Source organism: Nocardia salmonicida NBRC 13393 (assembly GCF_001613085.1).
Classification (GTDB): domain Bacteria; phylum Actinomycetota; class Actinomycetes; order Mycobacteriales; family Mycobacteriaceae; genus Nocardia; species Nocardia salmonicida.
The window spans coordinates 12,707-39,279 of the sequence record NZ_BDBR01000060.1 but is presented as its reverse complement, the minus strand read 5'-3'; the positions used below and the strand labels follow the sequence as shown (position 1 = coordinate 39,279).

The following is a 26,573-nucleotide window of genomic DNA, read 5'->3' as shown; positions in this document are numbered from 1 at the left end:
GCGGGTTAGGCAGCCACAGTGGCGGCATGTCGCGGACCATCCCCGCAGGTGCGGGGCCGACGTGGACGCCGATGTTGGACAGCGTCGTGAGGGCGGACCATCCCCGCAGGTGCGGGGCCGACGGGCCAAAGCCTTTGAGGGTATCGACGGTCTTCGGACCATCCCCGCAGGTGCGGGGCCGACGTCGCGCAGCGAATCCGCGTGCCCGATCGTGGGGGACCATCCCCGCAGGTGCGGGGCCGACCGACGTCCGGGGTCGGGTCGTCAGTAGCGGCGGGGACCATCCCCGCAGGTGCGGGGCCGACCCCGAGGGCAAAGACCTGCTGACCGGGTTGTTCGGACCATCCCCGCAGGTGCGGGGCCGACGATCGACACCTCACCGGCCAGAAGCTCACGCACGGACCATCCCCGCAGGTGCGGGGCCGACGTCAGCACCCACAAACCCGAAATCCTCGGCTTCGGACCATCCCCGCAGGTGCGGGGCCGACCCAGGCTTCGCCGATGTCGCCGAGCGTCGGCCAGGACCATCCCCGCAGGTGCGGGGCCGACTAGATACCGGTGCGTTCGACGCCGAGGATGCTGGGACCATCCCCGCAGGTGCGGGGCCGACAGCTCAGTTGAGGCGGCCGCGAGCGCGACGCAGGGACCATCCCCGCAGGTGCGGGGCCGACGGTGTGATCGCGCGTTTCGACTCGATCGGGATCGGACCATCCCCGCAGGTGCGGGGCCGACTCCAGATCGTCCGGGGTGGCACGTCTCCTCCTCGGACCATCCCCGCAGGTGCGGGGCCGACTCCTTCGCATTCGGGCTGAGCTTGGCCATCGCCGGACCATCCCCGCAGGTGCGGGGCCGACATGCGCAGCCCGTCCTGGTAGCTCACCAGCAACGGACCATCCCCGCAGGTGCGGGGCCGACGGTGGAAGAGGTGTGCCGGGGATGGCGTAGCGAGGACCATCCCCGCAGGTGCGGGGCCGACCGCAGGCGCTCGACCCATTTCACGGCGCGGGTCGGACCATCCCCGCAGGTGCGGGGCCGACCTCGCCTACCCGATCGCGCCCGGCGCCCCTGGCGGACCATCCCCGCAGGTGCGGGGCCGACCCCCGCCGCTCGGGTCACTCTCGGGGTGGATCAGGACCATCCCCGCAGGTGCGGGGCCGACCGGGTCACATCCTCGGTCGCAGCCTGCGCGGCCGGACCATCCCCGCAGGTGCGGGGCCGACCCCAGGTACTGCTGGAGGTCAGGTGCCGGAGGAGGACTATCCCCGCAGGTGCGGGGCCGACGATGCTTGCGTGCTGAAGACGACACTCGACGCAGGACCATCCCCGCAGGTGCGGGGCCGACATGTGCCGCGGTTCGAGGTCGACCATCCGCACCGGACCATCCCCGCAGGTGCGGGGCCGACACCACCGTGGCGCGTGTGGATCTGCCGAATGGCGGACCATCCCTGCAGGTGCGGGGCCGACGGCCGGGCCGGTTCCGGGGCCGGGGTGCCGGGCGGACCATCCCCGCAGGTGCGGGGCCGACTTCCAGATCGCGCGCAGCACCTTGACGACTCGCGGACCATCCCCGCAGGTGCGGGGCCGACTCCTCGCGCGCGTTGCGCAGCTGGTCGTCCAGCGGACCATCCCCGCAGGTGCGGGGCCGACCCGGCTGTCCGGCATCAAGTTCTACGATGCCGAGGACCATCCCCGCAGGTGCGGGGCCGACGGGAGGATCCACTCGCCGCGGGTGATCGTCCACGGACCATCCCCGCAGGTGCGGGGCCGACGTTGTGTTCGGGCTCGGCGGGTTGGCGATCGACGGACCATCCCCGCAGGTGCGGGGCCGACGGAGGAGTCGATCAGCGCCCCGTCGATGCTGACGGACCATCCCCGCAGGTGCGGGGCCGACGCCCACATCGCACGTTCGGTCCGGGCCGGGGACGGACCATCCCCGCAGGTGCGGGGCCGACCAGCATGATTCGCGCCGACCGACACGCCAAGAAGGACCATCCCCGCAGGTGCGGGGCCGACGTCGCTGAATTCGCCGTTGGAGCTGATGGTGACGGACCATCCCCGCAGGTGCGGGGCCGACCAATCCTGCGCCCAGCAGCACATCGACGATCAAGGACCATCCCCGCAGGTGCGGGGCCGACCCGCTCCGCCGGCAGTGTGGGCCAGCCGCAGCCGGACCATCCCCGCAGGTGCGGGGCCGACAAGGATGCCCAGAAAGCGGCACGCGACCTCAACGGACCATCCCCGCAGGTGCGGGGCCGACGAGCCCGGCGACGATCGACCAGAGCAGGCCGGACGGACCATCCCCGCAGGTGCGGGGCCGACTAACTCGTGACTATCGGAAAGCAGTTGGATCGGGGACCATCCCCGCAGGTGCGGGGCGGACTTCCAGGGCGCCAACGACATTGCGGGCGGCAACGGACCATCCCCGCAGGTGCGGGGCCGACCGCATGTAGGACCGGTAGCGGTCGCGCTGCGCCGGACCATCCCCGCAGGTGCGGGGCCGACGGCAACTGTGCCGCTCGCGAAGATGTGCGGGTAGGACCATCCCCGCAGGTGCGGGGCCGACTCGCTGGCCGACCTCGGCTAGACGGTGCTGGCCGGACCATCCCCGCAGGTGCGGGGCCGACATCCTGGACGCGCTGCGACTGCCCGGCGCCTCAGGACCATCCCCGCAGGTGCGGGGCCGACACCGGTACCGGTACCGCGCCGACACCAACCTGAGGACCATCCCCGCAGGTGCGGGGCCGACCTGGTGGCAGCGCTGGCGGTGAACGTGCCCGGAGGACCATCCCCGCAGGTGCGGGGCCGACACGCGATGGCCAAGGACATGCGCGAAGAGGCCAGGACCATCCCCGCAGGTGCGGGGCCGACGGGCGATACCCGACCCTGAGACCCGCGAGACCAGGACCATCCCCGCAGGTGCGGGGCCGACGAGATCCATTCGAACAGGTTGTTTGCGCCGTGCGGACCATCCCCGCAGGTGCGGGGCCGACCGATGTTGGGCATGGGGAATCGACCTTTCAGAGGGACCATCCCCGCAGGTGCGGGGCCGACGGCCGATGACTCGCCCGAGGTGGAGCACCTTGTGGACCATCCCCGCAGGTGCGGGGCCGACGGGCGGGATACGTCGGCCCTCGCCTAGGCCATCGGACCATCCCCGCAGGTGCGGGGCCGACTCGCGCACGATCTCGTCCTCGACGGAAGGACCAGGACCATCCCCGCAGGTGCGGGGCCGACCACGTGGTATTCCGGGAGCGATGCAATAGCCAAGGACCATCCCCGCAGGTGCGGGGCCGACTCCCGTGCGAGTATTCACGTAGAGCACGTGGTAGGACCATCCCCGCAGGTGCGGGGCCGACTCCGGCGAAGGTGAAAGGCCGTGTCGCATGAGAGGACCATCCCCGCAGGTGCGGGGCCGACTGTGCGGGGTTGCCCTTGCGCGCGGTCGAGTCCGGACCATCCCCGCAGGTGCGGGGCCGACCGGGTCCTCGGGGCGCGCGTGCCGCGCCATCACGGACCATCCCCGCAGGTGCGGGGCCGACGACCGGAGGAAGGTAGGCCGTATGGCGCAGATCGGACCATCCCCGCAGGTGCGGGGCCGACGGTCCATACCTCGTCGTCGAGTTCATCCGCGGCGGACCATCCCCGCAGGTGCGGGGCCGACGGCGGCGGCTTCGGTCAGCGACAACTGAGTGTCGGACCATCCCCGCAGGTGCGGGGCCGACACTTCTTCACCTGCAGTTTTCCGTGCGATATGGACCATTTTCATTCACTTCGATTTGCCGGTGACAGTCACCGCCCGACACTGGAATCAATGAGTGGGCCTCGCTCAGCCAGTACTGACCTGGCCTATCCAATTTCATGACTGTCGTCGTCTGGCCGAGAGAATCAGCCCATCGAAGTCGACAGGTCGCCACCGGTCCCGACCCGCGGTACGTACAGTCCAGCCTTGTTCATTCGTCGCACGCTCGATCATGATCGCCTGTCCATCGCCGACTCGATCGGCGAGCAACTCCCAGAGACGATCACGAATGCGGCGGTTCGGATTGCCGACGAACACACCCGCGTTGACCTCGACCATCCACCGAGTGAGATGGCCACGCAGACCTGGTGCAACAGCGATCAAAACAATGACGGTCATGGGCTCACCATTCAGTTTGCGTTTCGACCTCGGGACCGATGACAGTGACGTGTTGATCGCCGAATCCGGGCTGAACCAAGTCAGCTTCTCGTGCAGCCCAATTGGTGCCGCCCTCGACGACACCGTCGGAGCCGTCCCACAATTGTGGTCCGCTGGCTTCGACCGCGGTTTTCGGAACATGGAGCAGGGTGCGGACATCGTCGACGATTCGTACAAGTAGGCGTCGTTGCGCGATGAGGTCTCTCAGGCCCAAGCGTGCGTCGCGTTCCTCGGTCAGATCGTCGGCAATGAGGTCGAACGCCAACGGGATGCTGTATTCGGCTTTGTAGAGGTCAGCGATGTCGAGAACGAACGACAACGCTGAACCTGTATGGACGAAACCGAGGCCCGGGGACGCGCCCAAGCCCGTGATGACGGCGTGGCAGATTCCATACAGTGCGGCGTTGGCTGCCGACAGGACCCGGTTAAGGTCGTCACCGGCAGCATGGGCGTCCCCGGCGACGTATTTTCTTCCGTGCCATTCGACTCCGGTCCGGGCGGCGTGCTCGCGGTAGATCCGGCGTACGCGGGTGCCTTCGCGACCGCGTAGCTGCTGCATCGTCAGTTCACCGACATCTTCTCCAGGAAACCGCATGCTGTACATGGCGCGGGCGACTTTGAGGCGTTCTTTGGGGCGGGTAACCAGATAGGCCTGTTGTGTCAGCAACCCTGTCCCACGTGAAGGGCCCATGCCTGCGGCGTACATGCGCACACCTTGCTGGCCGATCCAGCAGACCGTTGTGCCGGAGTCAGCGAGCAGTCCGACTGCGGCATGGGTGATGCGTGTGCCGGGGCCCAGCAGCATGGCCGCGACCAACGCTGCTGGGACACGGACTGTTTCCTTCTTGTTGATCACCACGACCGCGTTCTCGTCGCGGTCGATGTGCGAGCGTTCGACATACACCGTCGATATCCGGTCCTGCAGACGGTGTAGGTCGTGCGGGTGGGCTTTCCACCAGATATCGGCCATCTCAGGAGACAGGCAGTGGTGCCAAGGTGATCAGCCCACACCCGTAGGCCTTCGACGGCCCGATCCCGGCTAGCAGGGTGGTGGTGAAGAGTTCGGCGTCGGTGATCTCGAGGTGGCCTTCAAAAGTCGCGGAGTTGATAGTCACCGGATGCCTTGTGCCGTGAGTATTGGGGTCGGTGCGCCCGAAGCTCAGTCGCTCTCGGCCACGGACAACGACCTCGGGTGCGGTGGTTATGTCGTCGGGTTCGATTCCGGGGATTTGGGGTTCGATCTCGGTCGACGGAATCTTGAACCCCCACTTCTGTGTCCGGTTCAGGAACCAGCTCAGCTGTGCGGCCGAGGTGCGGTGTCCGAGTCGTAGCGAACGCGGCCGGCGCCCTTGAGACTCGGCAGCTGCTTCGAGAGCTGGTGCCCGATCCTTTTGGGCCGTGGTGAGTTTGACCGGTTTCTTGGTGTTCTGGACCGGGCTGGCGGTCACGCGGAAGGCGTAGCGGTCGCCGGTGCGGAGCCTGTCGAGCAGGGGTTGGTAGTCGGCGACGTGGGCGTGCTCGCCTTCTGCGGTGGGCCATCCGGCGGTTTCGATCAGGTGCGTCCAGTCGGGTTTGGTGTGTGTCAGTGCGTATAGCCACGGTCGGTGGGGGTTGTCGGCATCGAGGCGCCACAGGATCCGTTCGTTGGTCGCTTCACCGGGGACCCCGTGCAGGACGACGCTGCGCATCGCGCGGGGGTTGCCCAGCAGCTTGCGGCTTTCCGCGCGCAGCGGGTTGATGCGGATGCGTGAGAGGTAGGTCATGGGTGTTTCACCAGTCCAGGAGTGAGAACGGGTCGTGCCCGACAAGGGATGGGTTGTCGTCGGTGCTGGGATCGGGGTCGGCGATACCGGACGGAACTCGCACCGTGGTGTGGCGGATGCGGCGTTGACGAAATTGCCGCTCCCTCAGACCGAAGGAGATGGGGACGTCGTTGCGGGTATCAGTGCCGTGATCGTCATCGACGGTGACCGGGAGATCGACAACGCTTGGTTTGGCGCCACGCAGAAACCGTGTGCGGCCGATGTCGCTGGCCAACCACGGATGATCGGCGAGGGCGTTCAGCAGCGCCGTGGTGTCGGTGCCGGCGAGTACGGGCTGGGTGGGTGGGCAGCTGCGCCGACCCAGCGCCAACGCGTAGGCAGGGCGGCGCACTGCGGCGGCGAGGCGACCGATCAGGTCTGCATCACCTGCTAGTCCGACCAGGAAGACTGCGTCCTGGAGGTAGTAGCGATGGGTGATGTGGGTGTATTTTGCTGGGCCGGTAGGCTTTTGGATTCCTTTGGCGTTGACTCCGGCCTGTTTGAGCGGCACGCCGCGATAGTCGGCCACGGTGTGATAGTCGCGCAGCAGGGTGCCCGGTTGATCTGTGCGTACCCCCATGGTCAGGTCGGTCAGCGCGGAAAGGTCGGCGCCGCGGTCAAGGCCCAGTGCCGCCGCCAAGAGTCCGACGACACCGGACTTCGTGGGTTCGGGGCGGGTGTCGCGGCGGTTGAACCGACTGGCCTCGCCCCAGGATTGCAGCGGACCGGCCAGTCGTAGCAGCAGCACCGAGTCGGTGGTGGTATTGGTCATCGGGTCAGCTGCTCCTGCAAGTGGTTTCGCAGTCCTTGCCGGAGTTCGTCGAAGGTGAGCGCGCTGCCGAACACCTCGGTCAGTGCCTTGTCTGTGTCGGCGCCGAAGGCGTGAGTGATGGCGGCGTGGGACGGCTTGTCGCCCCACATCTCGGTCGTGCGGTGCTGCTCGGCAGCCAGTTTGAGTGCCGAGAGTTCAGCGATGCCGCCCTGCAGTGAGGTAATCGGTTTCTCGAAGGCTGAGACGAGGTTGACCGGCTGGTCGTCGCGGACAGTGATCGCCACCAGTGACGGCAGGGTGCGGTGGGCGAAGCTGTTGGTGTGGCCGGTGGGCATGGAGCGGGCGAAGCTGTCGACGAAGACGTCGACGGCTTCGAGGACGGCGTCGGTTTCGCCGAGGTTGTGGCGCAGCTGATCGAGCCCGATCGTGGCGTAGCGGTAGAGGGTGGCGGAGTTGAAGCCGATGGTGCCGATCATTCCGGCACCGGGGTCGTCTTTTTCGTTGGTGTCGTCGACGGCGGTGAAGTAGTCGAATTCGGCTTCGACGGCGTGGGTCGACAAGGCGTGGGCGACCTGGACGGCGGCGTCAACGTTGAGGGAGGGGATGTCGGCGACCATGCGCCCGAACAGGGCGACGTCGAGGGGGTGGTTGTCACGGAACTGCTCGGCGACCGGCAGCTTTTTCATCTGCTCGGCCAGTGCGGCATCGTCGAGACCAACGAGTTCGGTGGCGTTTTCGGCGATCAGGTCGATCACGGCGTCGAGTTGGCCGTTGCCGACGAACAGCAGGTACGCGGTCGCCCCGGCCTTCTTTCCGGCGCTGATGCCCACCGGTGCGAGTGCCGCCCCGGCCAGTCGCTCGGCCTGCTCCTGGTTGAGTTCGGTGCGATCGACCAGTCGTTTGGCCAGTTCGCCGGCCACGCGTCGGGTTCTGGTGCCCAGATCGTGGTCGGGTACGCGGTCCGCGAAGCGCACGCGCGCGGCTCGCTTCCATGCCTGCGACGACACCCGTGATCGGCGGACTCCGCCGTAGATGGCTTCCTTCGGGTTGCCCTGGTCGTCGCGGTTGAGGTTCGCTGGTGGCACGGTCTGCAAGATGTTGATGTCGATGTAGATACCCATGGCTGTAGAGACCCCTTCTCGAAAAAAGTTGGTGGTGAACGGTTTCTGACCAGTTAGTCAGTGGTGGTGTCTGCGCTTTTTTCCCAGCGCTGGTAGCCTTGCGCCCATCCGGTGCGCACGCGTTGGCGCCCGTCGGGCCAGTGCCATTGTTCGATCTCGTGGAACAACCGGTCGTAGTCGAGGGGTTGTTCGATATCGCGTAGCTGAATCACGAGTCCACGCAGCCGGTAGGTCAATGTCGGGACCGAGCTCGACGCCACCAGCGCTGCTACCCGTCTATCGACGGCGTCGCTACTGCTGGACTTGTCGTGTGCGCTCAGGACGCGCAGCGCGCTGCCGAGCCCGGCGCCGGGGCGGTGCATCAGGGTGCGCTTGGATTGTTGGTGGGCCCCGAACAGTGCCAGAGCGGCGTGCTCAGCGTTTTGGTGTGTCGTGGATCTGCCGTGGCGTTCCAGATCGCTGTCTCCATCGGGCATGACGGTGTAGTACGGCCACATCTTCGGCACCGTCAACGCATCCCGGCCTAGACCAGCGCGTAAGGCGGCCAGATCCTCACCGGGGGGCAACGTTTTGGTCCATTCCCCCGATGCGCAGTCGATGAACCGGTTCCAGTAGCGCCCTCGACGGGTGGTGTTACCTGCGAACTTGTTCTCGTAGTGCTTGGCCATCCAGCTATTCCTTGTCGTCTCGGGGAGCCCGCGCTGCGACCGCCCTGGCCAGAATCTTGTTGACCGCGCCATAGAAAGAGTTGGCTGCCAGTCCCAGCTTGAAGTGCTGCTCTTTGGTCCCTGATTTGATGGTGCGGCCGGTGAACGCTGCCGCCGGTAGCGCGAACAGTGGTGCGGCGCAACGGTGTACGGCGTCATAGGCCATGAGTTCCCATGCCTGTAATCCTCGGGCGAGTTTGTCCTCGTCGCCGGAATCAGCGGAGACTCCCGCGAGTAGTCGTCGTACCAGCGGGTCGAGTGCGACGAGCAACTGCTCGCCTGGACGCATTCCTTTGTCCCAAGGGATCGGTTCGGCCCCCAGCGCGCGGCGCAGGTCAGCGGAGAGTCGATTGATGGCGTTGACCAGTTGCTCGGCTTGGACGGCTGCGTCAACGATCAAGTCATAGGCTTCACCTTCGCCGCGCATCGATGCCACCGGCAGCGGGATCACGTCGTGCAGGACATCCTCGATGACCGCTGATTGGTTGCCGTAGACGACACCGTAGGTATGCACCCGTAGTGGATAGCTGTCGTCGATGCAACGAGTCTGCTCGAGGCCTGCGAGCTGATCGAGCAGCTCGCTGGTCTGCACCGACTCGTTCGACGACGCCAATGCCAGCAGTGCGTCCAGCCCGCGCCACGCCGCCTTGCCCGCCATGTGCCGCAGCGGCCTCAGCGGTGCGTTCGTAGAACCTTTGGCTGGCTTGTCTTTTCGCCAGGCAGTATGGGTTTCCCAGTCGGGCACTCCGCCGCCGAGTCGATCGCCCGCGGACACGATGACTCGCTCGACTACGACACCGGAGTCGACGCTCTCGGGGAACAGGCGGATTCGTCGTGACTGCCAGGTCCACAGATCCAGGATCCCGTCGGGTTCACGCACGTCCCAACCAGGTCCGAGCGGATCGCGATCCCAGTGCGGGGTTCCCAGACGCCCTGACACCGCGATCGGAATGTTGAGCAATAGCGTCTCGTAGAGGGTGCGACCGATCGGCATCACCACCCCGAGCTGCCCGAGCGGGCCGGTGTGGTTGCCAGATGTTTTGCCGCCCTTGGCTTTCGGGTCACCGACAACGCCGGTCTTGATCGCGGCGGTATCCCAACACTGGGTATGCAGCATCCACCGCACCGCAGCATCGAGCGGCAGCCGCAGTGCGTCGGCTTCGGTTCTGGTGGCGAACAAAGGCACATTGTTGCCCGATGGCGCTGTCGCCACGAGCAACGCTGTCCCCTTGGTTTCGCCCTTCTCGGTGCACAGATCCGCGACTTGACCGAACGGATGCACCGGATGCAGCACCGAGAACCTGTCGGAGTGTTTGGTGAAGTACCGCTCGAGTTCACCGTTTTCGTTCTCACTGAAGCGGCCGCGGTCGAATCGCTGCTGCCAATGTTCGCGCGAGTCCGGCGATCCCAGTGCGTGCAGCACGATCGCCAGCAAAAGCTGCCGCATGATCGCGGGCAGCATCGTCGGGATCTCGACGTCGATGCCGACGATGCGGTGACTGTTTAGCAGCGCCTCCCCTACCGGCAAAGCGACAACAGTGCCGTCGTCGAACCTGCTGGGCACCAATGGAACTGCCGAGATCAGATCTCCTGCATCCACTCCCCATCTCCCCTCAATAATCAGTCATGTCTAATGCTCGGGCCGAAGATTAGGCCAACGAGGTTGTAGGTGTATGCGAAACTGGGAACGAACCTGTCGGTCCGTTCAGCGGGTATGGTCCGCAGTCATGTCTGGGATCTATGTCGGCCCCGCAGCCGCGGGGTGAAGGGTGGTGGTCTTCCCGACCGGGGAAGGCCACCACTTCACTCGATGACCAGACCGAGCTCGTCGTCGTAGCGAACCCATGTATCACCGACCTGGCCACGACTCTCGCCATCGAGCTCGAGTGCTCTGCTGTAGCGCAGCCACGGGTGATCACGCCAGCCGTCCATCGGGCGCAAACCTTTCTCGGCCGCTCGGCGTAGTTTCGGTGGCAGCCGCAATGTTCCGCCCAGGACATGGTCAAGTACTTCGTCGGCGACCTCACCGTGCGGTCCCAGCCGGTGCTTGTTCTCCGAGCGGATGGCGTGCTCGTCGCGGCGAATCAGGATCACTTCGATACCTTCCTCACCGTCGCGCACCCGCACGTCCTCATCACGGACGTAGTCCCCGGCGCCGCGATGTAGACCTTCCAAGGTCGGCCGCGCATGCTCACCCAGACGCGTCAACACGAACCGCGTGGCCATGGCTGCGCGAAGTCGTTGCTCGTCGCGCCACTCAAGCAGAGCCTCAGCGACATCGGGTTCCCAAGACGCCGGGACAGCAGTATTCGAGTCGTAGGCCGCTGCGACGAGCGCAGGCACTTGTGCCGGGATCTGCCAATACCCTTCGCGCGCGTCTAGTACCGCAGCGGCGCTGCGCAGCAGTGGATAGCGCCCGTAGATCGCTTCGCTGGCAGCGATGAACTCCGGCACACCGTCCCCGTCCGGTGTGAAGCCGGTGATCACTACTGTCGGCTCGCGAAGACGCGGCGGTCTTACAACACCGTCGTGGCGGTGCATCCGACCGATCCGCTGCAACAGCAGATCCATCGACACCAGGTCGGTGATCAGTAAGTCCGCATCGACATCGAAGCTCTGTTCAGCGATCTGGGTAGCCACGACGATGGTCGATTCACGCAGGCACCCATCCTTTTTCGGCCCCAACCGTTCGAGGCATTCATCGGCGACCTCGGCACGCTGGCGCACGTTCATCTGCCCGTGCAGCAAAAACACGCTCTCGCCGAACACCGACCGCAGTTCACGGTAGGTCTGCTGCGCGCGGGCGACGGTATTGCGAATCACCAGGACGCATCCGCCCTCGGTCAACCGATCGGCCAGCACATCAGCGATCGACGTTGCTTCTTCGGCGACTTCGACCTTTACCTTCAGCGACTCCGATCGCCACGGGTCAGCAGTGGCTTCTTCGATGACCGGCCCTGATTTGGAGTCGACCCACGCAGTCGTCACCCGCGGGTAGCCGCGATGATCACCGGTCCGCGGTGGTACTCGCTGCGTATCGCCAGCTCCGGAGAGGTACGCATCCAACAGCTGGCTGCGCTGCGCGGGCGGCAGCGTTGCCGACAGCAAAATGACAGGGACACCAGCTTGTCCCAACCAGCGCAGCCCCTCGACGAGAAACTCTGACATATACACATCGGTGGCATGAACTTCGTCGAGGATCACGACCTTGCCCGCCAAACCGGCCATCCGCAGCATCACATGCTTGGTTCGCGTCGCCGCGAGCAACAACTGATCGATCGTGCCGACGACGAACGGCGCCAGCAGTCCCCTCTTCGCACCAAGAAACCACTCAGCCGGCACCGTCCGCTCCGGGCGATCACAGGTGCAGGGATCGAATTCTGCTGTGCCGTAGAGATCGTCCAGCCCGAACTCGTCTTCGCCCACGCTGGCGAAAGCCGTGTCCGCCCGCTGATCGTCTGTTGTGAGCTGTCGCCATTGCTTGTTGAACCGGCGCTTGCCGTGCAGAAGCGCGACCTGGTGTGCGGCCTTCTCGTCGATCGCTTCCACCCACGCACGCACGGTCGTGAACATCGGATCACTCGTCGCTTGGGTGGGCATTCCCACATACACCCCGTCGAATCCGAACCGGGCCGCGAAGACCTCCGCGCACATCAACGCCGTCTTCGTCTTCCCCTCCCCCATCGGCGCTTCCAGGATCATCAGCCCCGGACTCGCCATCCGCGCCGCGCACTCGATCGCTACACGCTGCGACGGCCTCGGCGAAGCATTGAACCTCGCGCGGAAGTCCTCCACCGAAGGCTCCTCGATCACACCCCAACCACGGGCCAAACCGAGCCTGTCCCAGGCATTGCGAGCACGCTCGCGTGCCTCATCGATCGTGATGTCGTTCAACTGGTCGACACCGACGAAGAACTCCTCGTTACTGGCGATCCAATCGGCCATCACGATGAACCCGCTCAACTGCAGTTGTAGCGATCGACTCGGCATTCGGAGTGGCTCGACTGCAGCGAGGTCGGTGAAACCCACCGCCTGGGTGAAACATTCCAGCAGCAAGCGTTGAGCACGCGGCCAGTCGCCGGTACCGCGCAACTGCTTCTGCCGACGAGGCCGCAACTCACCCGAGGTCGGGAACTTCCCGTGATGGCCGGCGACCATCGGCCAAACCCAATCACGCTGGGCTGCAGACCAACCCGAGTCTTCGAGCACGTCGTTCAGCACCGCCGCCCCGGCCAGTTCGTGGCGCCACCGCTGCCCCTTCACCGTGAACTCGTCCCACCCCAACCCTGATTGCCGGACCGCGCGTGCACCATCACCGTCCACCGCCTGGAAAACCGGCGTTGCCTTCCCTAGATCGTGCACCCCACACAACCACACGAACAACCGCCGCCCCTGCTCCACACCCCCAGCCAACCCAGCAACCCGGTCCCGGATCGAGACCGCCAGATAGCGATCCCAAACTAACTCAGCGACCGCCGCAGTATCGAGCAGATGTGACAACAGCAAGTTCGTCGTACCACCGGCACGCCCGGCCGACTTTCCCCACAACGACCTCAACCAGCCCTGCTCCTGCCCAGACAGCCCAGACCAGTTGTCCCCCAACCTCTCCCCTGCAATCGTCATAACCGCACAATAGGAGGACCCACCGACATAAACCCACGCGCGACAGTCCTGGCCACAATCACCACAGTTGCGGAGACGGAAACCACATGTGATCCCGGTGGTGGAGTCGAGACCGTGCTCGCGGCGGCGCCGACCGTGCCTCGACAACTCCGGCGAGACGGTGAGGCCGTATCACTGTTCGGCCAGGCCATCCCTGCGGGTGAGGGGCCCGGTCCGACGCGAGCTGAGTCGGGTACTTGTCCGCTATCTGGGAACCATCCCCGCACGTGCGGGGCCGACCTGATCCTGCTCGCCACCCGCGCCGTCTTCACCGGTCCAGCCCCGCGGATACAGGGCCGAGGGATGATCGAGCGGCGCGATTGCGTCGTGGTGCGGACCATCCCCGTGTGTGCGGGGCCGATGACTGGGGCGCTTCCTTGTTCTGCTGACGGTTCGGGCCATCCCCGCAGGGTGCGGGGCGGACCCGGTCTCGATCGCCTCTACCAAGTCGTTCGTCGGAACATCCCCGCAGGTGCGGGGCCAACGTGGGCCTTGGTGTCCGCAGTAATGCCTACATCGGACCATCCCCGCAGGTGCGGGGCCAACACGATCGAACCCTCTGGACCGGCGTTCTTGATCGGACCATCCCCGCGGGTGCGGGGCAACACCGCACAGTTTCGCCACGACCCTCGTACCCCAGGACCATCCCCGCGGGTGCGGCGCCAACTACCACTACCAGATGCTGTACAACGCCGCCCTGGGACCATCCTCGCGGGTGCGGGGCCAACCCGTCACCGACGGACCATCCCCGCGGGTGCGGGGCCAACCGCGTGCCGATTAGGGGAGCGGAGTTCACCCACGGACCATCCCCGCGGGTGCGGGGCCAACCCGGTCTCGATCGCCTCGACCAACTCGTTGGTCGGACCATCCCCGCGGGTGCGGGGCCACCCGGCGCCGACAGCGAGGCCGCCGTACATCACCGGACCATCCCCGCGGGTGCGGGGCCAACCATGATCCGGCCCAGCTCGGCCGGGTCGAGAAGGGACCATCCCTGCGGGTGCGGGGCCAACTCCACCTGGACGCCGACACTGAGGTTCACCCCCGGACCTTCCCCGCGGGTGCGGGGCCAACACGACGATGGCGCCCATCACGTCGAGGATCGTTGGACCATCCCCGCGGGTGCGGGGCCAACTGCAGGGCCGCAGTGTCGCGGAGCTGGAAGCACGGACCATCCCCGCGGGTGCGGGGCCAACGACGGTTTGGGCGGCCATCAAAGCGAAGGTGGCGGACCATCCCCGCGGGTGCGGGGCCAACCTGAGCAGTTCCATGAGCAACCGGCCGATGTACGGACCATCCCCGCGGGTGCGGGGCCAACTACAGGGTGTCCAGCGAGACGATGGTGTGCTTCGGACCATCCCCGCGGGTGCGGGGCCAACTTCTTCGCGGTCGAAAACACGCCGGAGCGCTGCGGACCATCCCCGCGGGTGCAGGGCCAACGGCACACCCGGTTTCGACGGGTCGTCGGACCACGGACCATCCCCGCGGGTGCGGGGCCAACACCGCCAGCGACCCGAGCAGCCAATTACGCAGCGGACCATCCCCGCGGGTGCGGGGCGAACCAGCCACAGCACCGCGTAGTCGGCGCGTTCTACGGACCATCCCCGCGGGTGCAGGGCCAACCGTTCCCGATCGACAACCGCCAAGGTCGACCCCGGACCATCCCCGCGGGTGCGGGGCCAACGCACGTTGCGGGGCCAACACTTCTTCACCTGCAAGTTCACGAGCGACCCACCCTGATTTCATTCACTTCGTTTCTACCCATCCGAGCTGGCGAAGGGACAGTGGAAGCTAGCACCTCATGCCGACGAGACCAGATCCAGTCAGATCCGCGAACCATTCTCAAGATTGCGCCGACGGCACAAGCTCTGCAGGTTTCCGACGCCCGTACCGTCACCTCGACTCAGCGGGATAACGAGATTGAATTCGAGGCAATGGGTATCGCCGCACTGGCAACACCCGCGACCGCCGTCTCATTGCCACTCACTCCCGCGCAGGAATGTGGAAATTCTCGGCGCGGGCCGATATCCGCCGGTCGGTGCCCCGCTGTCGTGGCACAGCTTTGGCGAGCGCAGGTGGTGATGATCCGTGATGGCGATATCGCGTTGCTGTCGCCGGTGCCTGACGCCCAGACGGCCCGCACGGGGGGCATCTCCGGCAATAAGCAGAATCCGCCATTCCGCGGCGGTTGGCGACGACTGCGCCCGAGCCTGCTTACCGCGGCAGCACCCGCGATTATGTTTGGCTCCCGGTCACCATGCTCCGACGAACTCGATATCCACGTCACCATCCGAATCGTCAGTTACGAATGGCTTTCACGCGCCGCCAGACGGACAACCGACTGGCCTGCCGACGTGGTCACCAGGGACAGTGCCATGGAGGTGGGTGGTGGGTTGCACCCTGAACGGAACGTGCGGGCGCCGAAGGGCTAATGACCACGCACCACGACGGCATCGGCGAGGTTGGAGGCGGTCGTACACAAGCTGCCGCACGCCTTCGGGCATGCCACCCCACCAGCACACGGAAGGCTATAAATCCGTAGCACCACGGTTGCTGCAATTACCCAGGTCAAATAGTATTAACTATTACTGTACTGATCGGGATGAGCGCCGATTACTACATCCGGCTCGAACAAGGTCGCGACAGACATCCGTCCGATCAGATCGTGGCGGCGTTGGCCCGGGTGTTCTCTCTCGACGACGACGGCGCCGCCCATCTGCGGGAGTTGGCGCGTCCGGCACCGCGACGCACCCGCGCGACGAGACGACCGGAACGCGTCACGCCGAGCCTGCTGCGTCTGATGCGCACCTGGTCGGACACGCCGGCGCTGGTGCTCGGGCGGCATATGGATGTCTTGGCCGCGACGCCGCTGGCCGTCGCGCTGAATTCCTGTTCGGCGCCGGGAGTCAATCAGGTCAGAATGGTGTTCCTGGATCCCGAGGCACGCAACATTTTTCCGGACTGGCCGAAGATCGCCGCGGAGACCGTGGCCGGGCTGCGGGTCAGCGCGGGCACCGACCTCGACGACCCGCGCCTGACGGAACTGGTCGGCGAACTGTCGTTGAAGAGCGAGGACTTCCGCCGCCTCTGGGCCAAGCACGACGTCCGCGCGAAAACCGCCGGGCAGAAGCGATTCACCCATCCGCTGGTGGGCGAGCTCGCGCTGTCCTACGAGACGTTCACGGTCAACGGGGCGCCGGGGCGGACGCTCGTCGTCTATCACGCCGAGCCGGGCTCCGATGCCGAGCAGTCTCTGGTCCTGCTCGCCGGCCTGTCCGTAGACCGCGCGCCCGGGCACTCAACGGTGACTACAGGCTGAAAGCCACCGCGCGCACGATCAGGACGGCGATGAATACCGCGGTGAAGGCCAGGTCGAGGGAGAAGTCGCCGATGCGTATCGGCTTCAATACTTTTCGCACCGGGGCGATGACCGGCTCGGTGGCGGCATGGGTCACCTCCCGCGCCTTGCGCGCCCACTGTGGACCGTTGCCGAGGGCATCGATCCAGTCCACCACCATCCGGGCGATCAACAGCACCAAGAAGATGGTCAGCGCGTAACCGACCAGGGTTCCGACAAGACTCATGACGCACTCCCTCACGGAGGCCGCAGAGGACCTCTTACCGCTATCAACGTGCCCGACATTGCCAAGGTGTCCACCAACTGGTAGTTCTCAGCCGATTATCAGGCCCGCGGTCACGTTCTTCGCGGTGATCGCGGGCGCGGCGTGGTGGCATCTGACCGGCAACGGCGAGCGGCGTCGACTACTCGCCGTGGCGGACGTCCGTCGACTCGTAGCGGCGGGTGAAGTCGAGAATGCGGGCAGTGACCAGTTTCGGGAACTGGTGAAAGAGGCCGTGTCCCGCCCTGGGGACGATCTCGATTTCGCAAGTGGGCAGGTTGTCGCGCAGGCGTTGTTCGGCGAGTTGCGGATCGATCACCAACGACTCCGACCCGATCAGCACCAGGGTCGGCGTAGTGATCGTGGCCAGTCGCTCGTCGGTGAACAACTTCGGGTAGCCGATCGTGGGGATGTACCCGAGAGCCGCCTTCACCCCGGCGAATTCCGCATCGGTCAGGGCGACGCCGGGATTGAGCCGCGCGTTCATCGTGCGGAGGTTCTTGTCCGTGGGCCGGGCTCCGACGCGGAGCATCATCCACAGCAGGCTCCATTTGATCTTCGTCAAAGTGCCGCTCGGCTCCACCACGTTCACACTCGCCAGCCGCTTCTGCTGGGTGGTCGCGATGACCATCACCTGCCACGCACCCTGTGAGTAGCCGACCAGATGAACCCGGTCGACGCCGAGACCGTCGAGGACCTCGCCGAACCAGGTACCGAAGCTCGATTCGTCGATCGGCGCGGTCTGCACACTGAGACCGGGAGTGCCGATCATTTCAGGCATGTAGACGATGCGGTCACGAGCGAAATCCTCGATGACGTGGTCCCAGGACAGGCTGTTGCCGCCGAGTGAGTGCACCAGCACGATCGGCACCCCTTCTCCCGCACCTGCTTTGCGAACGCGAGTCGATCCGAAGGAGGTGCTGATGTCGACCGTGGTCGACGGGATCCGCCACTGCTTCTCCAGTTCGCGATAGGTCCGCAGGTACTCCTCGCGCGCCTTGTCGTTCTTGAACCGCCCGATCTTGGCCATGACCACCCCTGCATCTCGTTGGTGATATCAACGTACCACAACAGTGGTATGGGCGTACCATGAAAACCTGCCGGGACAGAAGGAGGCGCGATGCCACGGTTGGCCGATCACGAAGAACGGCGCAGATCGATCACCAGTGCTGCGCGGCGAGTTATCGTCCGGGGCGGGCTCGAAGCGGCGACCTTCCAGTCCGTTGCCGCCGAAGCGGGGGTCTCGGTGCGGTCGGTGCAGTACTACTTCGGCACCAAACGGGAGTTCCTGCTCGCCACACACCGCGCGGTCGTCGAGGATTCCGGCACCCGGATGGCACAGGGGTTCGCGGCCCTCGGGCCGGACGCCGGTCCGCGCGATATCGTCCGCACGATCCTGCTCTCGGTCCTGCCCCTCGACGAATCCAGCCGATGCGACGCCGTGATTCTCGGCATCTTCCACGCCGCGACGCTCACCGGTCCCGATGTGGCATCGGCCGATACGGCGGGGGCACCGAACTACATCGTCGACGCGATCGCGGGACAACTACGGCAGCTGCGCGGTCCCGACGCCGACGAGAACACGCTCATCGCCGATGCCGAGGTGGCTCTGCTCGCGGTCGGCGGGCTGGCACAGGGAATGCTCACCAACGACGACTACGCCTCGCGTGCAACACAATTGGTCGACCACCTGTTGGACCGCGTGATCGGCGACTGAAAAACGAAGAGCCCCGGCGATATTCGCCGGGGCTCTCGTCTGACACACGAACTACTTCTTGCGTTCCTTCTTCTCGCGCACGCGCACCGAGATGCGCACCGGCGAACCGTCGAAACCGAACTCCTCACGCAGGCGACGCTCGATGAAGCGGCGGTAGCCTGCCTCGAGGAAGCCGGTGGTGAACAGCACGAACGTCGGCGGGCGAGTGCTCGCCTGGGTGGCGAACATGACGCGGGGCTGACGGCCGCCACGCATCGGCGGCGGGGTGGCCGCGATGACTTCCTTGAGCCAGGTGTTGAGGCGGCCGGTGGAGATGCGCTTGTCCCAGGACTCGAGCGCGGTTTCCATCTGCGGCACCAGCTTGGCCACGGCGCGGCCGGTGTGGGCGGAGATGTTGACCCGCTGGGCCCACGGCACACGCACCAGATCGCGATCGATTTCGCGCTCGAGCATATAGCGGCGGTCCTCGTCGACCAGGTCCCACTTGTTGAACGCCAGCACCAGCGCGCGACCGGACTCGGCGACCAGGCTGATCACGCGCAGATCCTGTTCGGTGATCGGCACCGAGGCGTCGATCAGCATGATCGCGACCTCGGAGGCCTCCAGCGCCGACTTCGTGCGCAGCGACGCGTAGAACTCGGTGCCGGTGGCATTGGAGACCTTGCGACGCAGACCGGCGGTGTCGACGAACTTCCAGGTCTTGCCACCCAGCTCGACCAGCGAGTCGACCGGGTCGACGGTGGTGCCCGCGACATCGTGGACCACCGAACGCTCGTCGCCCGCCAGCTTGTTGAGCAGGCTGGACTTGCCGACATTCGGCTTGCCGACCAGCGCCACGCGACGCGGTCCCGCCACAGCGGTACCTTCGCGCGGGGTCTCGGGCAACGCGCCGAGCACGTCGTCGAGCAGGTCGCCGGTGCCTCTGCCGTGCGCGGCCGAGACCATGCGCGGCTCGCCGAGACCCAGCGACCACAGCGTGGCCGCCTCGAGCTCGACCTTCTGGTCGTCGACCTTGTTGGCCACCAGGATCACCGGGATCTTGGAGCGGCGCAGCTTGCGCACCGCGGCCTCGTCGGTCGTGGTCGCGCCGACGGTGGCGTCGACGACGAGCAGGATCGCGTCGGCGGTCTCCATCGCCACCTCGGCCTGGCGAGCGACGTGCTGCTGCAGACCCTTGGCGTCGGGTTCCCAACCGCCGGTGTCCTGCACCATGAAGCGACGCCCGGCCCAGTTGGCCTCGTACGAAATGCGGTCACGGGTGACGCCGGGAACGTCTTCGACGACCGCTTCGCGTCGGCCGAGAATGCGGTTGACCAGGGTCGACTTGCCCACATTGGGGCGCCCGACCACGGCGAGCGTCGGCATCGCGATGTGCTGTTCGCCTTCGCCGTCCGCATCGATATCGAGAACGTCCCATTCGGACTCGTCGGTCCAGGTTCCGTCGCCTACGAGAATCTCTTCGATCATCGCGGACCTCCTGTCGTGGCCGAAAGCTGCTGAGCCACCACGCGATACAGCTCCTCGATGGTCTGTGCCATCGTCAGGTCGCTGGTGTCGACGAGCACCGCGTCGGCGGCGGGGCGCAACGGCGACACTGTGCGGGTGGAATCGAGGGTGTCGCGGCGCTGCACGTCGGCCAGCACGGCCGCGTAATCGTCGCCGCGGCCCTCGCGGATGTTCTGAGCATTGCGCCGCTCGGCGCGTGCCTCCGCGGAGGCGGTGAGGTAGATCTTGGCGTCGGCGCCGGTGAGCACGACGGTGCCGATATCGCGGCCCTCGACCACGATGCGCCCCGCCATCGCGGCGATCTCGCGCTGCAGGGCCACGAGCTGCTCGCGCACCGGCCCCACCGCGGAAACCGCCGAGACTGCCTTGGTGACGGCGTCGCCGCGGATCTCCTGCGAGACGTCCTCGCCGTCGAGTTCGACGACCTCGTGGCTGGGATCGGTGCCGATCGAAAGCGGCAGTGCCGCTACGGTTTCCGCGATCGCGGCCGCATCGGTCAGCTCGACGCCCGCACGCAACACGCGCAGGGTCGCGACCCGGTACATGGCACCGGTGTCGAGGTAGCGGGCGCCCAGGCGCGCCGCCAGACGACGCGACACACTGGACTTGCCGGTACCGGAGGGGCCGTCCATCGCGACGATGAGCGTCGCGTCACCGGTCATCCGGTCGCTCTCGAACTCCAAGGGAAAGTCCACACCGTTCACAGCTGCACCGCCTCGTAGAGTTTGCCGATCTCGTCGCGGCCGAGCACCCGCAGCGTGCCGGGGCGCTGGTCACCCAGTGCCACCGGGCCGAGGTGGGTGCGCACCAGCCGGATCACCGGGTGGCCGACCTCGTCGAGCAGCCTACGCACGATGTGTTTGCGGCCCTCGTGCAACACGAGCTTCACCAGCGACCGGCCCTGGTAGGCCTCGAGCACCATGAACTTGTCGACCTTGGCCGGCCCGTCCTCGAGCTCGACGCCTTCGCGCAGGCGCTTACCGACCAGGCGGTAGTTCACCTCGCCGTCGACGGTGGCCAGGTAGGTCTTGGGCACCTCGAACGAGGGGTGCATCAGCCGATGCGCCATCTCGCCGTCATTGGTGACCAGCAGCAGGCCCTCGGTGTCGGCATCGAGACGGCCGACGTGGAACAGGCGCTGACCAGCGGCGATCCGCTCGGCGATGATATCGCCGACGCAGGGGCGCCCCAGATCGTCGGACATGGTGGACTGCCAGCCCTTGGGCTTGTTCAGCACCAGGTGCACCAGTTCGTCGCGCACCACGACACGGGTGCCGTCGACGCGCACCACCGCGTTCTCGGCGTCGATGCGCAGACCCTGCTCACGCACGATCTTGCCGTCGACCTCGACGCGACCGGCGGCGATCATCTCCTCGGCGGCTCGACGCGAAGCCACACCCGCCTTGGCGAGGACCTTCTGCAGGCGTTCGCCTTCGCCCCACGGAAGCTTCTTGGGGCCCTCGGTGACCTCGGCGTGCTGGTGACGCGCGGGCTTGGCGTTGTTCAGGATCGTCGGAGCGACGACCTTCTTCTGCGGCTTCGAGGAGGTCTTCTTGCGCGCCGCGAAGGCTTGGGAGCCGGCCGAAGCGCCGCTGCGCTGACCAGCCGTGCCGCCACGCTGTCCGCGGTCGGCGTCACCACGCGGGTAACCGCCACCGCTGGAAGCACCGGTGCCGCGACGGTCGTCACGCTGACCTGCGCCCGCGGGGGCGCCACGACGGTCGTCACGCTGGTAACCACCGGCAGACGGGCCACGACGGTCACCACCGGCCGGGGCGCCGCGTCGATCATCACGCTGGTAGCCACCGGGCGAACTGCCGCGACGGTCACCGCCTGCGGGGCCGCTGCGACGATCGTCGCGCTGGTAGCCACCACCGGTCGAGGTGCCACGGCGGCCGCCGGACTCCGCGTCACGCTGGAAGCTGCCCGCGGACCGGGCAGCTGTCTGATTACCGCGCTGGAAGCCACCCGCGCCGGTGCCGCGCCGGCCGGGAGCCGCTGCGCGGGAGCCACCCTGCCCGGTGCGCGCACTGTCGCCACGGTTACCCGCGGTTCGATTCGCGCCACTTCGGGGCTGGTCGCTGCGATTTCTTCGATCCGGTGTGCCATCTCGGCGAGCGGAATTATTCATCTGTCCTGTCAATCGTCAGTGCCGGGATCCCTGTCGGACTCGGCGGGTTTGTTCAGCTTGGTGACTGTCAATCGTCGGTGCCGAGATCCATGTCGGACTCGGCGGGTTTCTTCAGCCTGGTGAACCGCGGATCGGTTTCCAGGCTCTCGCTGATCTCGTCGATCAGATCGACGCCGGGAAGCAGCGGCGCCAGCAGTGGCAGGTCGCCGAGAGAGGCGAGCCCGATCCGTTCGAGGAACAACTCGGTGGTGCGGTACAACGTGCCGTTGGTTTCGGGGTCCTGACCTGCTTCCGCGATCAGGCCTCTGGCCAGCAGCGTGCGCATCACTCCGTCGACGTTCACTCCTCGGACCGCGCTGACCCGCATGCGAGTCACCGGCTGGCGGTAGGCGACCACCGCCAAGGTTTCCAAGGCGGCCCGGGTCAGTTTCGTCCGGGCCCCATCGAGCAGTACACGCTCGACATAGGGCGCGTACTCCTGTCGAGTATAGAAGCGCCATCCGTCACCGACGAAACGCAGGTCGATGCCGCTGCCCCGTTCGGTCAGTTCGGCCGCCATCGCGCGCAGCACGGTTTCGACGCGCTCGGTGGTGTCGTCCAGGGCCGCTGCCAGCTGTTCTGTCGGCGCGGGGGCGTCGACGACGAGCAACATCGCTTCGAGCGCCGAGCGCACTTCGAGGTCGTCGAGTGGCTCAGAGGTGAATTCCACCACTGCCTCTGTCATCCGTAGTCCTCCTCGAAAGTCAACGCCGCGGCCTCGGCGTCGGGATCCAGCTCACCGAGCCAGCTCACCGCGAGGGGCCCGAGCGGATCCGGTTGGTCGAACGCGATGGTTTTGCCCCGGTACAGCTCGAGCAACGCCAGAAATCTGGCCACGATTTCCACCGGGACTGTGCAGTCGACCACCAATTCGGCGAAGGTCGTCCAGCCGCCCGGACCGCGTTGCTTCAAGATGGCCAGCACCAGCTCGGCCTGTTCGGCGACCGAGATGGTGTGCATGTGCAGATGCCCGAGCCCGACTTCGGCGATCGGGCGTGGCCGAAATGCCGCCGCGGCGATCTCGGCGAACGCGGCGATATCCACGCCGAGAGTGACCTCGGGCAACAGTCCCTCGAACTGTTCCTCGAGCGCCACCGAGCGCGGATACCGGCGCAGCGCCGCGGCCTCCAGCTCGGCGAGCAGCTCGGCCACCTGCTTGAACGCGCGGTATTGCAGCAGTCGCGCGAACAGCAGGTCGCGAGCATCGAGCAGTTCCAGGTCGTCGGCGTCGGTCATCTCGCCCGAGGGCAGCAACCGCGCCGCCTTGAGGTCGAGCAAAGTGGCGGCGACGACGAGGAATTCGGTGGTCTGATCGAGAATCTTGTCCGCGCGCAGCTTGGTGTTGCCGACCAGTTCGGCGGTCAATGCCTTGGTGTAGGCGATGAATTCGTCGGTGACCTGATGAAGCGCGACTTCGGTGACATCGAGTTTGCGCGAGCTGATCAGCGTCAGCAGCAGATCGAACGGCCCCTCGAAATTAGTGAGCCGCAGATGAAAACCGGTTTTCTCCTCGGCCGGCACCGCGTCTTCGGGTACTGCTTGCACCGCAGGTGTAGCTCCGATCACCGGCCAGACCGGTGGATGACTTCACGGGCCATCGCTCGATACGACTCGGCGCCGCCCGATTTCGGCGACCAGGTGGTGATCGGCTCCCCGGCGACGCTGGCATCGGGGAAGCGCACGGTACGCGAGATGGCGGTGTCGTAGACCAGATCGCCGAACACCTCGACCACGCGCGACATCACCTGACGCGAATGCAGCAGGCGCGCATCGAACATGGTGACCACGATGCCGTAGAGGCTCAGCCGCGGGTTGAGGCGGTCGCGCACCTTCTCGACGGTGTCGTTGAGCAGGGCGAGGCCGCGCAGCGAGAAGTACTCGCATTCCATCGGAATGATCACGCCGTCGGAGCAGGCCAGGGCGTTGACCGTGAGCAGGCCGAGCGAGGGCTGGCAGTCGATGAGGATGTAGTCGTAGCGATCGCGCACGCTGTGCAGGGCACGGCCGAGCGACTGTTCGCGGCCGACCTCGTTGACCAACTGGATCTCGGCAGCCGATAGGTCGATGTTGCTCGGCAACAGGTCCATGCCGTCGACCTTGGTGGTCTGCAGCACGTCGTCGACCTTGGCCTTGCCGCCGATCAGCAAGTCGTGCACGGTGAGATCGAGATCGTGGTGCGCGACACCGAGCCCGGCCGAGAGCGCGCCCTGCGGGTCGAGGTCGACGAGCAGCACCCGGCGGCCGTATTCGGCCAGTGCCGCACCGAGATTGATGGTCGAGGTGGTTTTTCCGACCCCGCCCTTCTGATTGCACATGGCGACGACGAGTGCGTCGCCATGTCGCTGGACCTGGGGTGGATCGGGTACCAGTCGCAGCGGGCGGCCTGTCGGGCCCATCTCGACGGCCTCGGCGACCTCTTCCGGTCCACCGTCCCACGGTGTTTCCGCTGTCGTCACGATCCGCTGCTCCTTATACGTTTTCCTTGCCGGTAACCCCTGTCGAGGGTAGCGAGGCCGATACGGGACCGGCTCGCTTTCGTACGGTCTGACTCTGGGGTAGACGCTACCGCTCGGACCGGTGAGGTACAGCATGGCAACGCCGGGCGTGTTCGCACGATACCTGCTCAGCGCGTATCGGAGGTGATGGTTCACGTGGCGCGGGGATGGGCGGTGGCCCACACTTCACGCAGGGTGCTCACCGTGACGAGGGTGTAGATCTGGGTCGTGGTCACCGAAGCATGGCCGAGCAGTTCCTGCACCACCCGCACATCGGCGCCACCGTCGAGCAGGTGGGTGGCGAAGGAATGACGCAGGGTGTGCGGTGAGACCGTCGCCCCGATCCCGGCCCGTTCGGCGGCGGTCTGCAATACCTGCCATGCGCTCTGCCGTGACAGTCTGCCGCCGCGAGCGTTGAGGAAAAGCGCTCCGCCGGAACCTTTTCCACTGGCGGCGAGGGTGGGGCGACCACGCACCAGATACGCGTCGACGGCAGCCAGTGCCGGACGGCCGACCGGCACGAGGCGCTGTTTTCCGCCCTTGCCGTGCAGCACCACACAGCGTTGCTCGGCGTCGATGTCGTCGACGTCGAGCCCGACCATTTCCGAGATCCGCGCGCCCGTGGAGTAGAGCAATTCCAGCAGGGCCCGGTCGCGCAGTCCGCGCGGCCCCCCGTCGGAGCCCTCGGATTCACCGCCCGCCGACTCGAGAAGTCGCAGAACCTGGTCGTAGGGCAACGCTTTGGGCAACCGGCGCCCGGGCGCGGGTGGTTTCACCGCATGCGCCACATCGGTGTCGGTGATTCCTTCGGCGGCGGCGAAGCGGTGTAGTCCGCGGACCGCGATCAATGCCCTGGCCACCGAACCGGCTGCCAGGGCAGGATGATCGGCGCCACCGGAACGCAAGGCCATGGTGAATTCGGCGACGTCGCCTCGGGCCACCGCGCTCAAGCTCTCGACGCCGCGTCCGGTGAGGAAATTGCGGTAGCGGGCCAGATCACGACGGTAGGCGCCGAGGGTGTTGCGCGCGGCTCCGCGCTCGACCGCGAGGTGGTCGAGGTAGGCGTCGATCTCCCGCTCGAGCACGCCCCTGCCCGTCTAGTACGCGGGTTCGGCTGCCGAGGCGTGCGCCGCTGCTGTGGTCACGCGTGGTTACCGTGAGCCGACGCCGACTGCGCCTCAGCGGCTTTGCGTCGCAGGAACTTCGTCGGTTGGCCGGGCCACGGCGCGTCGGGAGCGCGCAGCGGCGCCGTGCTCGCCTGAGCCGCCGCGTAGGCGAGCACGCCCGCGACCGCGGTCGCGTTCACGATCTCGCCCGCCAGCGCGGCGCGCACCGCCTCGTCGAGAGGCATCCGCACCAGTTCCAGATCCGCTTCCTCGTGTTCGGGATCGGGCCGGTCGGTGATGCTGAGACCGGTCGCGAAGAACACGCGGAGCGCCTCGTCGGTGAAGCCCGGCGACAACGCCACATCCACCAGCACCGACCACTGCGCGGCGGCGAGGCCTGTCTCCTCGGCCAGCTCACGCTTGGCCGCGGTGAGCGGGTCCTCACCCTCGATATCGAGCAGCCCGGCGGGCAGTTCCAGCAGCCGGGTGCCGATCGGATGCCGATACTGACGGATCAGCACGACATTGCCGTCGTCGTCGAGAGCGAGCACCGCGACAGCACCGTGGTGCTCGATGACCTCGCGCTCGGCGACCCGCCCGTCCGGCATCCTGACCAGATCCTGGCGCAGGGCCAGGATCGCGCCGCTGTAGAGCACCCGGCTCGACACCGTCTCGAAGTCGTGACTACCGGGCTCGCTCATGCGTTCCTATCGCCGATGTT

At 66.5% G+C, this 26,573-nt stretch carries 21 protein-coding genes and 2 CRISPR repeat arrays; of the genes, 3 read left to right on the top strand and 18 right to left on the bottom strand.

Annotated elements, in window-relative coordinates:
- Positions 1-33: 33 nt before the first annotated feature.
- A CRISPR array of direct repeats spans positions 34-3,722; the repeat unit is 28 nt; unit sequence GGACCATCCCCGCAGGTGCGGGGCCGAC.
- A 134-nt stretch (positions 3,723-3,856) separates the two neighbouring features.
- The 8 genes from cas2e to NS1_RS36165 form a co-directional block, all read right to left on the bottom strand.
- A complete protein-coding gene (gene cas2e, locus NS1_RS36200) occupies positions 3,857-4,138 on the bottom strand; it encodes a type I-E CRISPR-associated endoribonuclease Cas2e (RefSeq protein ID WP_062991900.1) in 282 nt (93 codons plus the stop codon).
- Between the two features lie 4 nt (positions 4,139-4,142).
- On the bottom strand, positions 4,143-5,147 hold the full coding sequence (cas1e, locus tag NS1_RS36195) for a type I-E CRISPR-associated endonuclease Cas1e (RefSeq protein ID WP_062991898.1): 1,005 nt from the start codon (positions 5,145-5,147) through the stop codon (positions 4,143-4,145).
- A 1-nt stretch (position 5,148) separates the two neighbouring features.
- Positions 5,149-5,940, bottom strand: coding sequence for a type I-E CRISPR-associated protein Cas6/Cse3/CasE (cas6e, locus tag NS1_RS36190; protein WP_062991896.1), 792 nt, complete (start codon positions 5,938-5,940; stop codon positions 5,149-5,151).
- 7 nt (positions 5,941-5,947) lie between these two features.
- The gene (gene cas5e, locus NS1_RS36185) at positions 5,948-6,751 is read right to left on the bottom strand and encodes a type I-E CRISPR-associated protein Cas5/CasD (RefSeq protein ID WP_062991894.1); all 804 of its coding nucleotides are present in this window, start codon (positions 6,749-6,751) and stop codon (positions 5,948-5,950) included.
- Entirely contained in the window at positions 6,748-7,872 is a 1,125-nt protein-coding gene (gene cas7e, locus NS1_RS36180; RefSeq protein ID WP_062991892.1) for a type I-E CRISPR-associated protein Cas7/Cse4/CasC, read from the bottom strand. The genes cas5e and cas7e overlap by 4 nt, the downstream gene beginning before the upstream one ends.
- Before the next feature lie 53 nt (positions 7,873-7,925).
- A complete protein-coding gene (gene casB, locus NS1_RS36175; RefSeq protein ID WP_062991890.1) occupies positions 7,926-8,540 on the bottom strand; it encodes a type I-E CRISPR-associated protein Cse2/CasB in 615 nt (204 codons plus the stop codon).
- A 4-nt stretch (positions 8,541-8,544) separates the two neighbouring features.
- Positions 8,545-10,179, bottom strand: coding sequence for a type I-E CRISPR-associated protein Cse1/CasA (casA, locus tag NS1_RS36170; RefSeq protein ID WP_169812875.1), 1,635 nt, complete (start codon positions 10,177-10,179; stop codon positions 8,545-8,547).
- 203 nt (positions 10,180-10,382) lie between these two features.
- Positions 10,383-13,202, bottom strand: a complete 2,820-nt coding sequence (locus NS1_RS36165) for a CRISPR-associated helicase/endonuclease Cas3 (RefSeq protein WP_084504769.1) — start codon at positions 13,200-13,202, stop codon at positions 10,383-10,385.
- Positions 13,203-13,697: 495 nt separating this feature from the next.
- A CRISPR array of direct repeats spans positions 13,698-14,922; the repeat unit is 29 nt; unit sequence CGGACCATCCCCGCGGGTGCGGGGCCAAC.
- 100 nt (positions 14,923-15,022) lie between these two features.
- Between NS1_RS36165 and NS1_RS40595 the strand changes: the two genes are divergently transcribed.
- Both NS1_RS40595 and NS1_RS36160 read left to right on the top strand, forming a co-directional pair.
- On the top strand, positions 15,023-15,670 hold the full coding sequence (locus NS1_RS40595) for a hypothetical protein (RefSeq protein WP_157125585.1): 648 nt from the start codon (positions 15,023-15,025) through the stop codon (positions 15,668-15,670).
- Between the two features lie 170 nt (positions 15,671-15,840).
- Positions 15,841-16,557, top strand: a complete 717-nt coding sequence (locus tag NS1_RS36160; RefSeq protein ID WP_084504768.1) for a helix-turn-helix transcriptional regulator — start codon at positions 15,841-15,843, stop codon at positions 16,555-16,557.
- On the opposite strand, the gene NS1_RS36155 is transcribed toward NS1_RS36160, so the two are convergent.
- Positions 16,547-16,822: a YggT family protein gene (locus NS1_RS36155; RefSeq protein ID WP_062991886.1), complete on the bottom strand. Its 276-nt coding sequence runs from the start codon at positions 16,820-16,822 to the stop codon at positions 16,547-16,549. The two genes, NS1_RS36160 and NS1_RS36155, sit on opposite strands and share 11 nt — an antisense overlap.
- A 178-nt stretch (positions 16,823-17,000) precedes the next feature.
- Positions 17,001-17,888 (bottom strand): alpha/beta fold hydrolase, encoded by an 888-nt coding sequence (locus NS1_RS36150; protein ID WP_062991884.1) that lies wholly within the window; start codon positions 17,886-17,888, stop codon positions 17,001-17,003.
- A gap of 90 nt (positions 17,889-17,978) precedes the next feature.
- Between NS1_RS36150 and NS1_RS36145 the strand changes: the two genes are divergently transcribed.
- The gene (locus tag NS1_RS36145; protein ID WP_062991882.1) at positions 17,979-18,575 is read left to right on the top strand and encodes a TetR/AcrR family transcriptional regulator; all 597 of its coding nucleotides are present in this window, start codon (positions 17,979-17,981) and stop codon (positions 18,573-18,575) included.
- Between the two features lie 51 nt (positions 18,576-18,626).
- On the opposite strand, the gene der is transcribed toward NS1_RS36145, so the two are convergent.
- The 8 genes from der to NS1_RS36105 all read right to left on the bottom strand — a co-directional run bounded on the left by der (position 18,627) and on the right by NS1_RS36105 (position 26,553).
- Positions 18,627-20,042 (bottom strand): ribosome biogenesis GTPase Der, encoded by a 1,416-nt coding sequence (gene der / locus NS1_RS36140; RefSeq protein WP_062991880.1) that lies wholly within the window; start codon positions 20,040-20,042, stop codon positions 18,627-18,629.
- On the bottom strand, positions 20,039-20,743 hold the full coding sequence (gene cmk, locus NS1_RS36135; RefSeq protein WP_062991904.1) for a (d)CMP kinase: 705 nt from the start codon (positions 20,741-20,743) through the stop codon (positions 20,039-20,041). Before cmk ends, der begins: the two co-directional genes overlap by 4 nt.
- Positions 20,744-20,781: 38 nt before the next feature.
- Positions 20,782-22,212, bottom strand: coding sequence for a pseudouridine synthase (locus tag NS1_RS42080; protein WP_255284822.1), 1,431 nt, complete (start codon positions 22,210-22,212; stop codon positions 20,782-20,784).
- Positions 22,213-22,279: 67 nt separating this feature from the next.
- Entirely contained in the window at positions 22,280-22,936 is a 657-nt protein-coding gene (gene scpB / locus NS1_RS36125) for an SMC-Scp complex subunit ScpB (RefSeq protein ID WP_062991878.1), read from the bottom strand.
- Positions 22,933-23,817 carry a segregation and condensation protein A gene (locus NS1_RS36120; protein ID WP_373864388.1) on the bottom strand — a complete coding sequence of 295 codons (885 nt, stop codon included), beginning with the start codon at positions 23,815-23,817 and terminating at the stop codon, positions 22,933-22,935. The genes scpB and NS1_RS36120 overlap by 4 nt, the downstream gene beginning before the upstream one ends.
- Complete coding sequence (locus NS1_RS36115; protein WP_131816759.1) at positions 23,814-24,647, bottom strand: ParA family protein; 834 nt, start codon at positions 24,645-24,647, stop codon at positions 23,814-23,816. The genes NS1_RS36120 and NS1_RS36115 overlap by 4 nt, the downstream gene beginning before the upstream one ends.
- A gap of 251 nt (positions 24,648-24,898) precedes the next feature.
- Complete coding sequence (xerD, locus tag NS1_RS36110; RefSeq protein ID WP_056822918.1) at positions 24,899-25,831, bottom strand: site-specific tyrosine recombinase XerD; 933 nt, start codon at positions 25,829-25,831, stop codon at positions 24,899-24,901.
- Positions 25,832-25,887: 56 nt separating this feature from the next.
- On the bottom strand, positions 25,888-26,553 hold the full coding sequence (locus NS1_RS36105) for an NUDIX domain-containing protein (protein ID WP_062991874.1): 666 nt from the start codon (positions 26,551-26,553) through the stop codon (positions 25,888-25,890).
- Positions 26,554-26,573 lie beyond the last annotated feature (20 nt).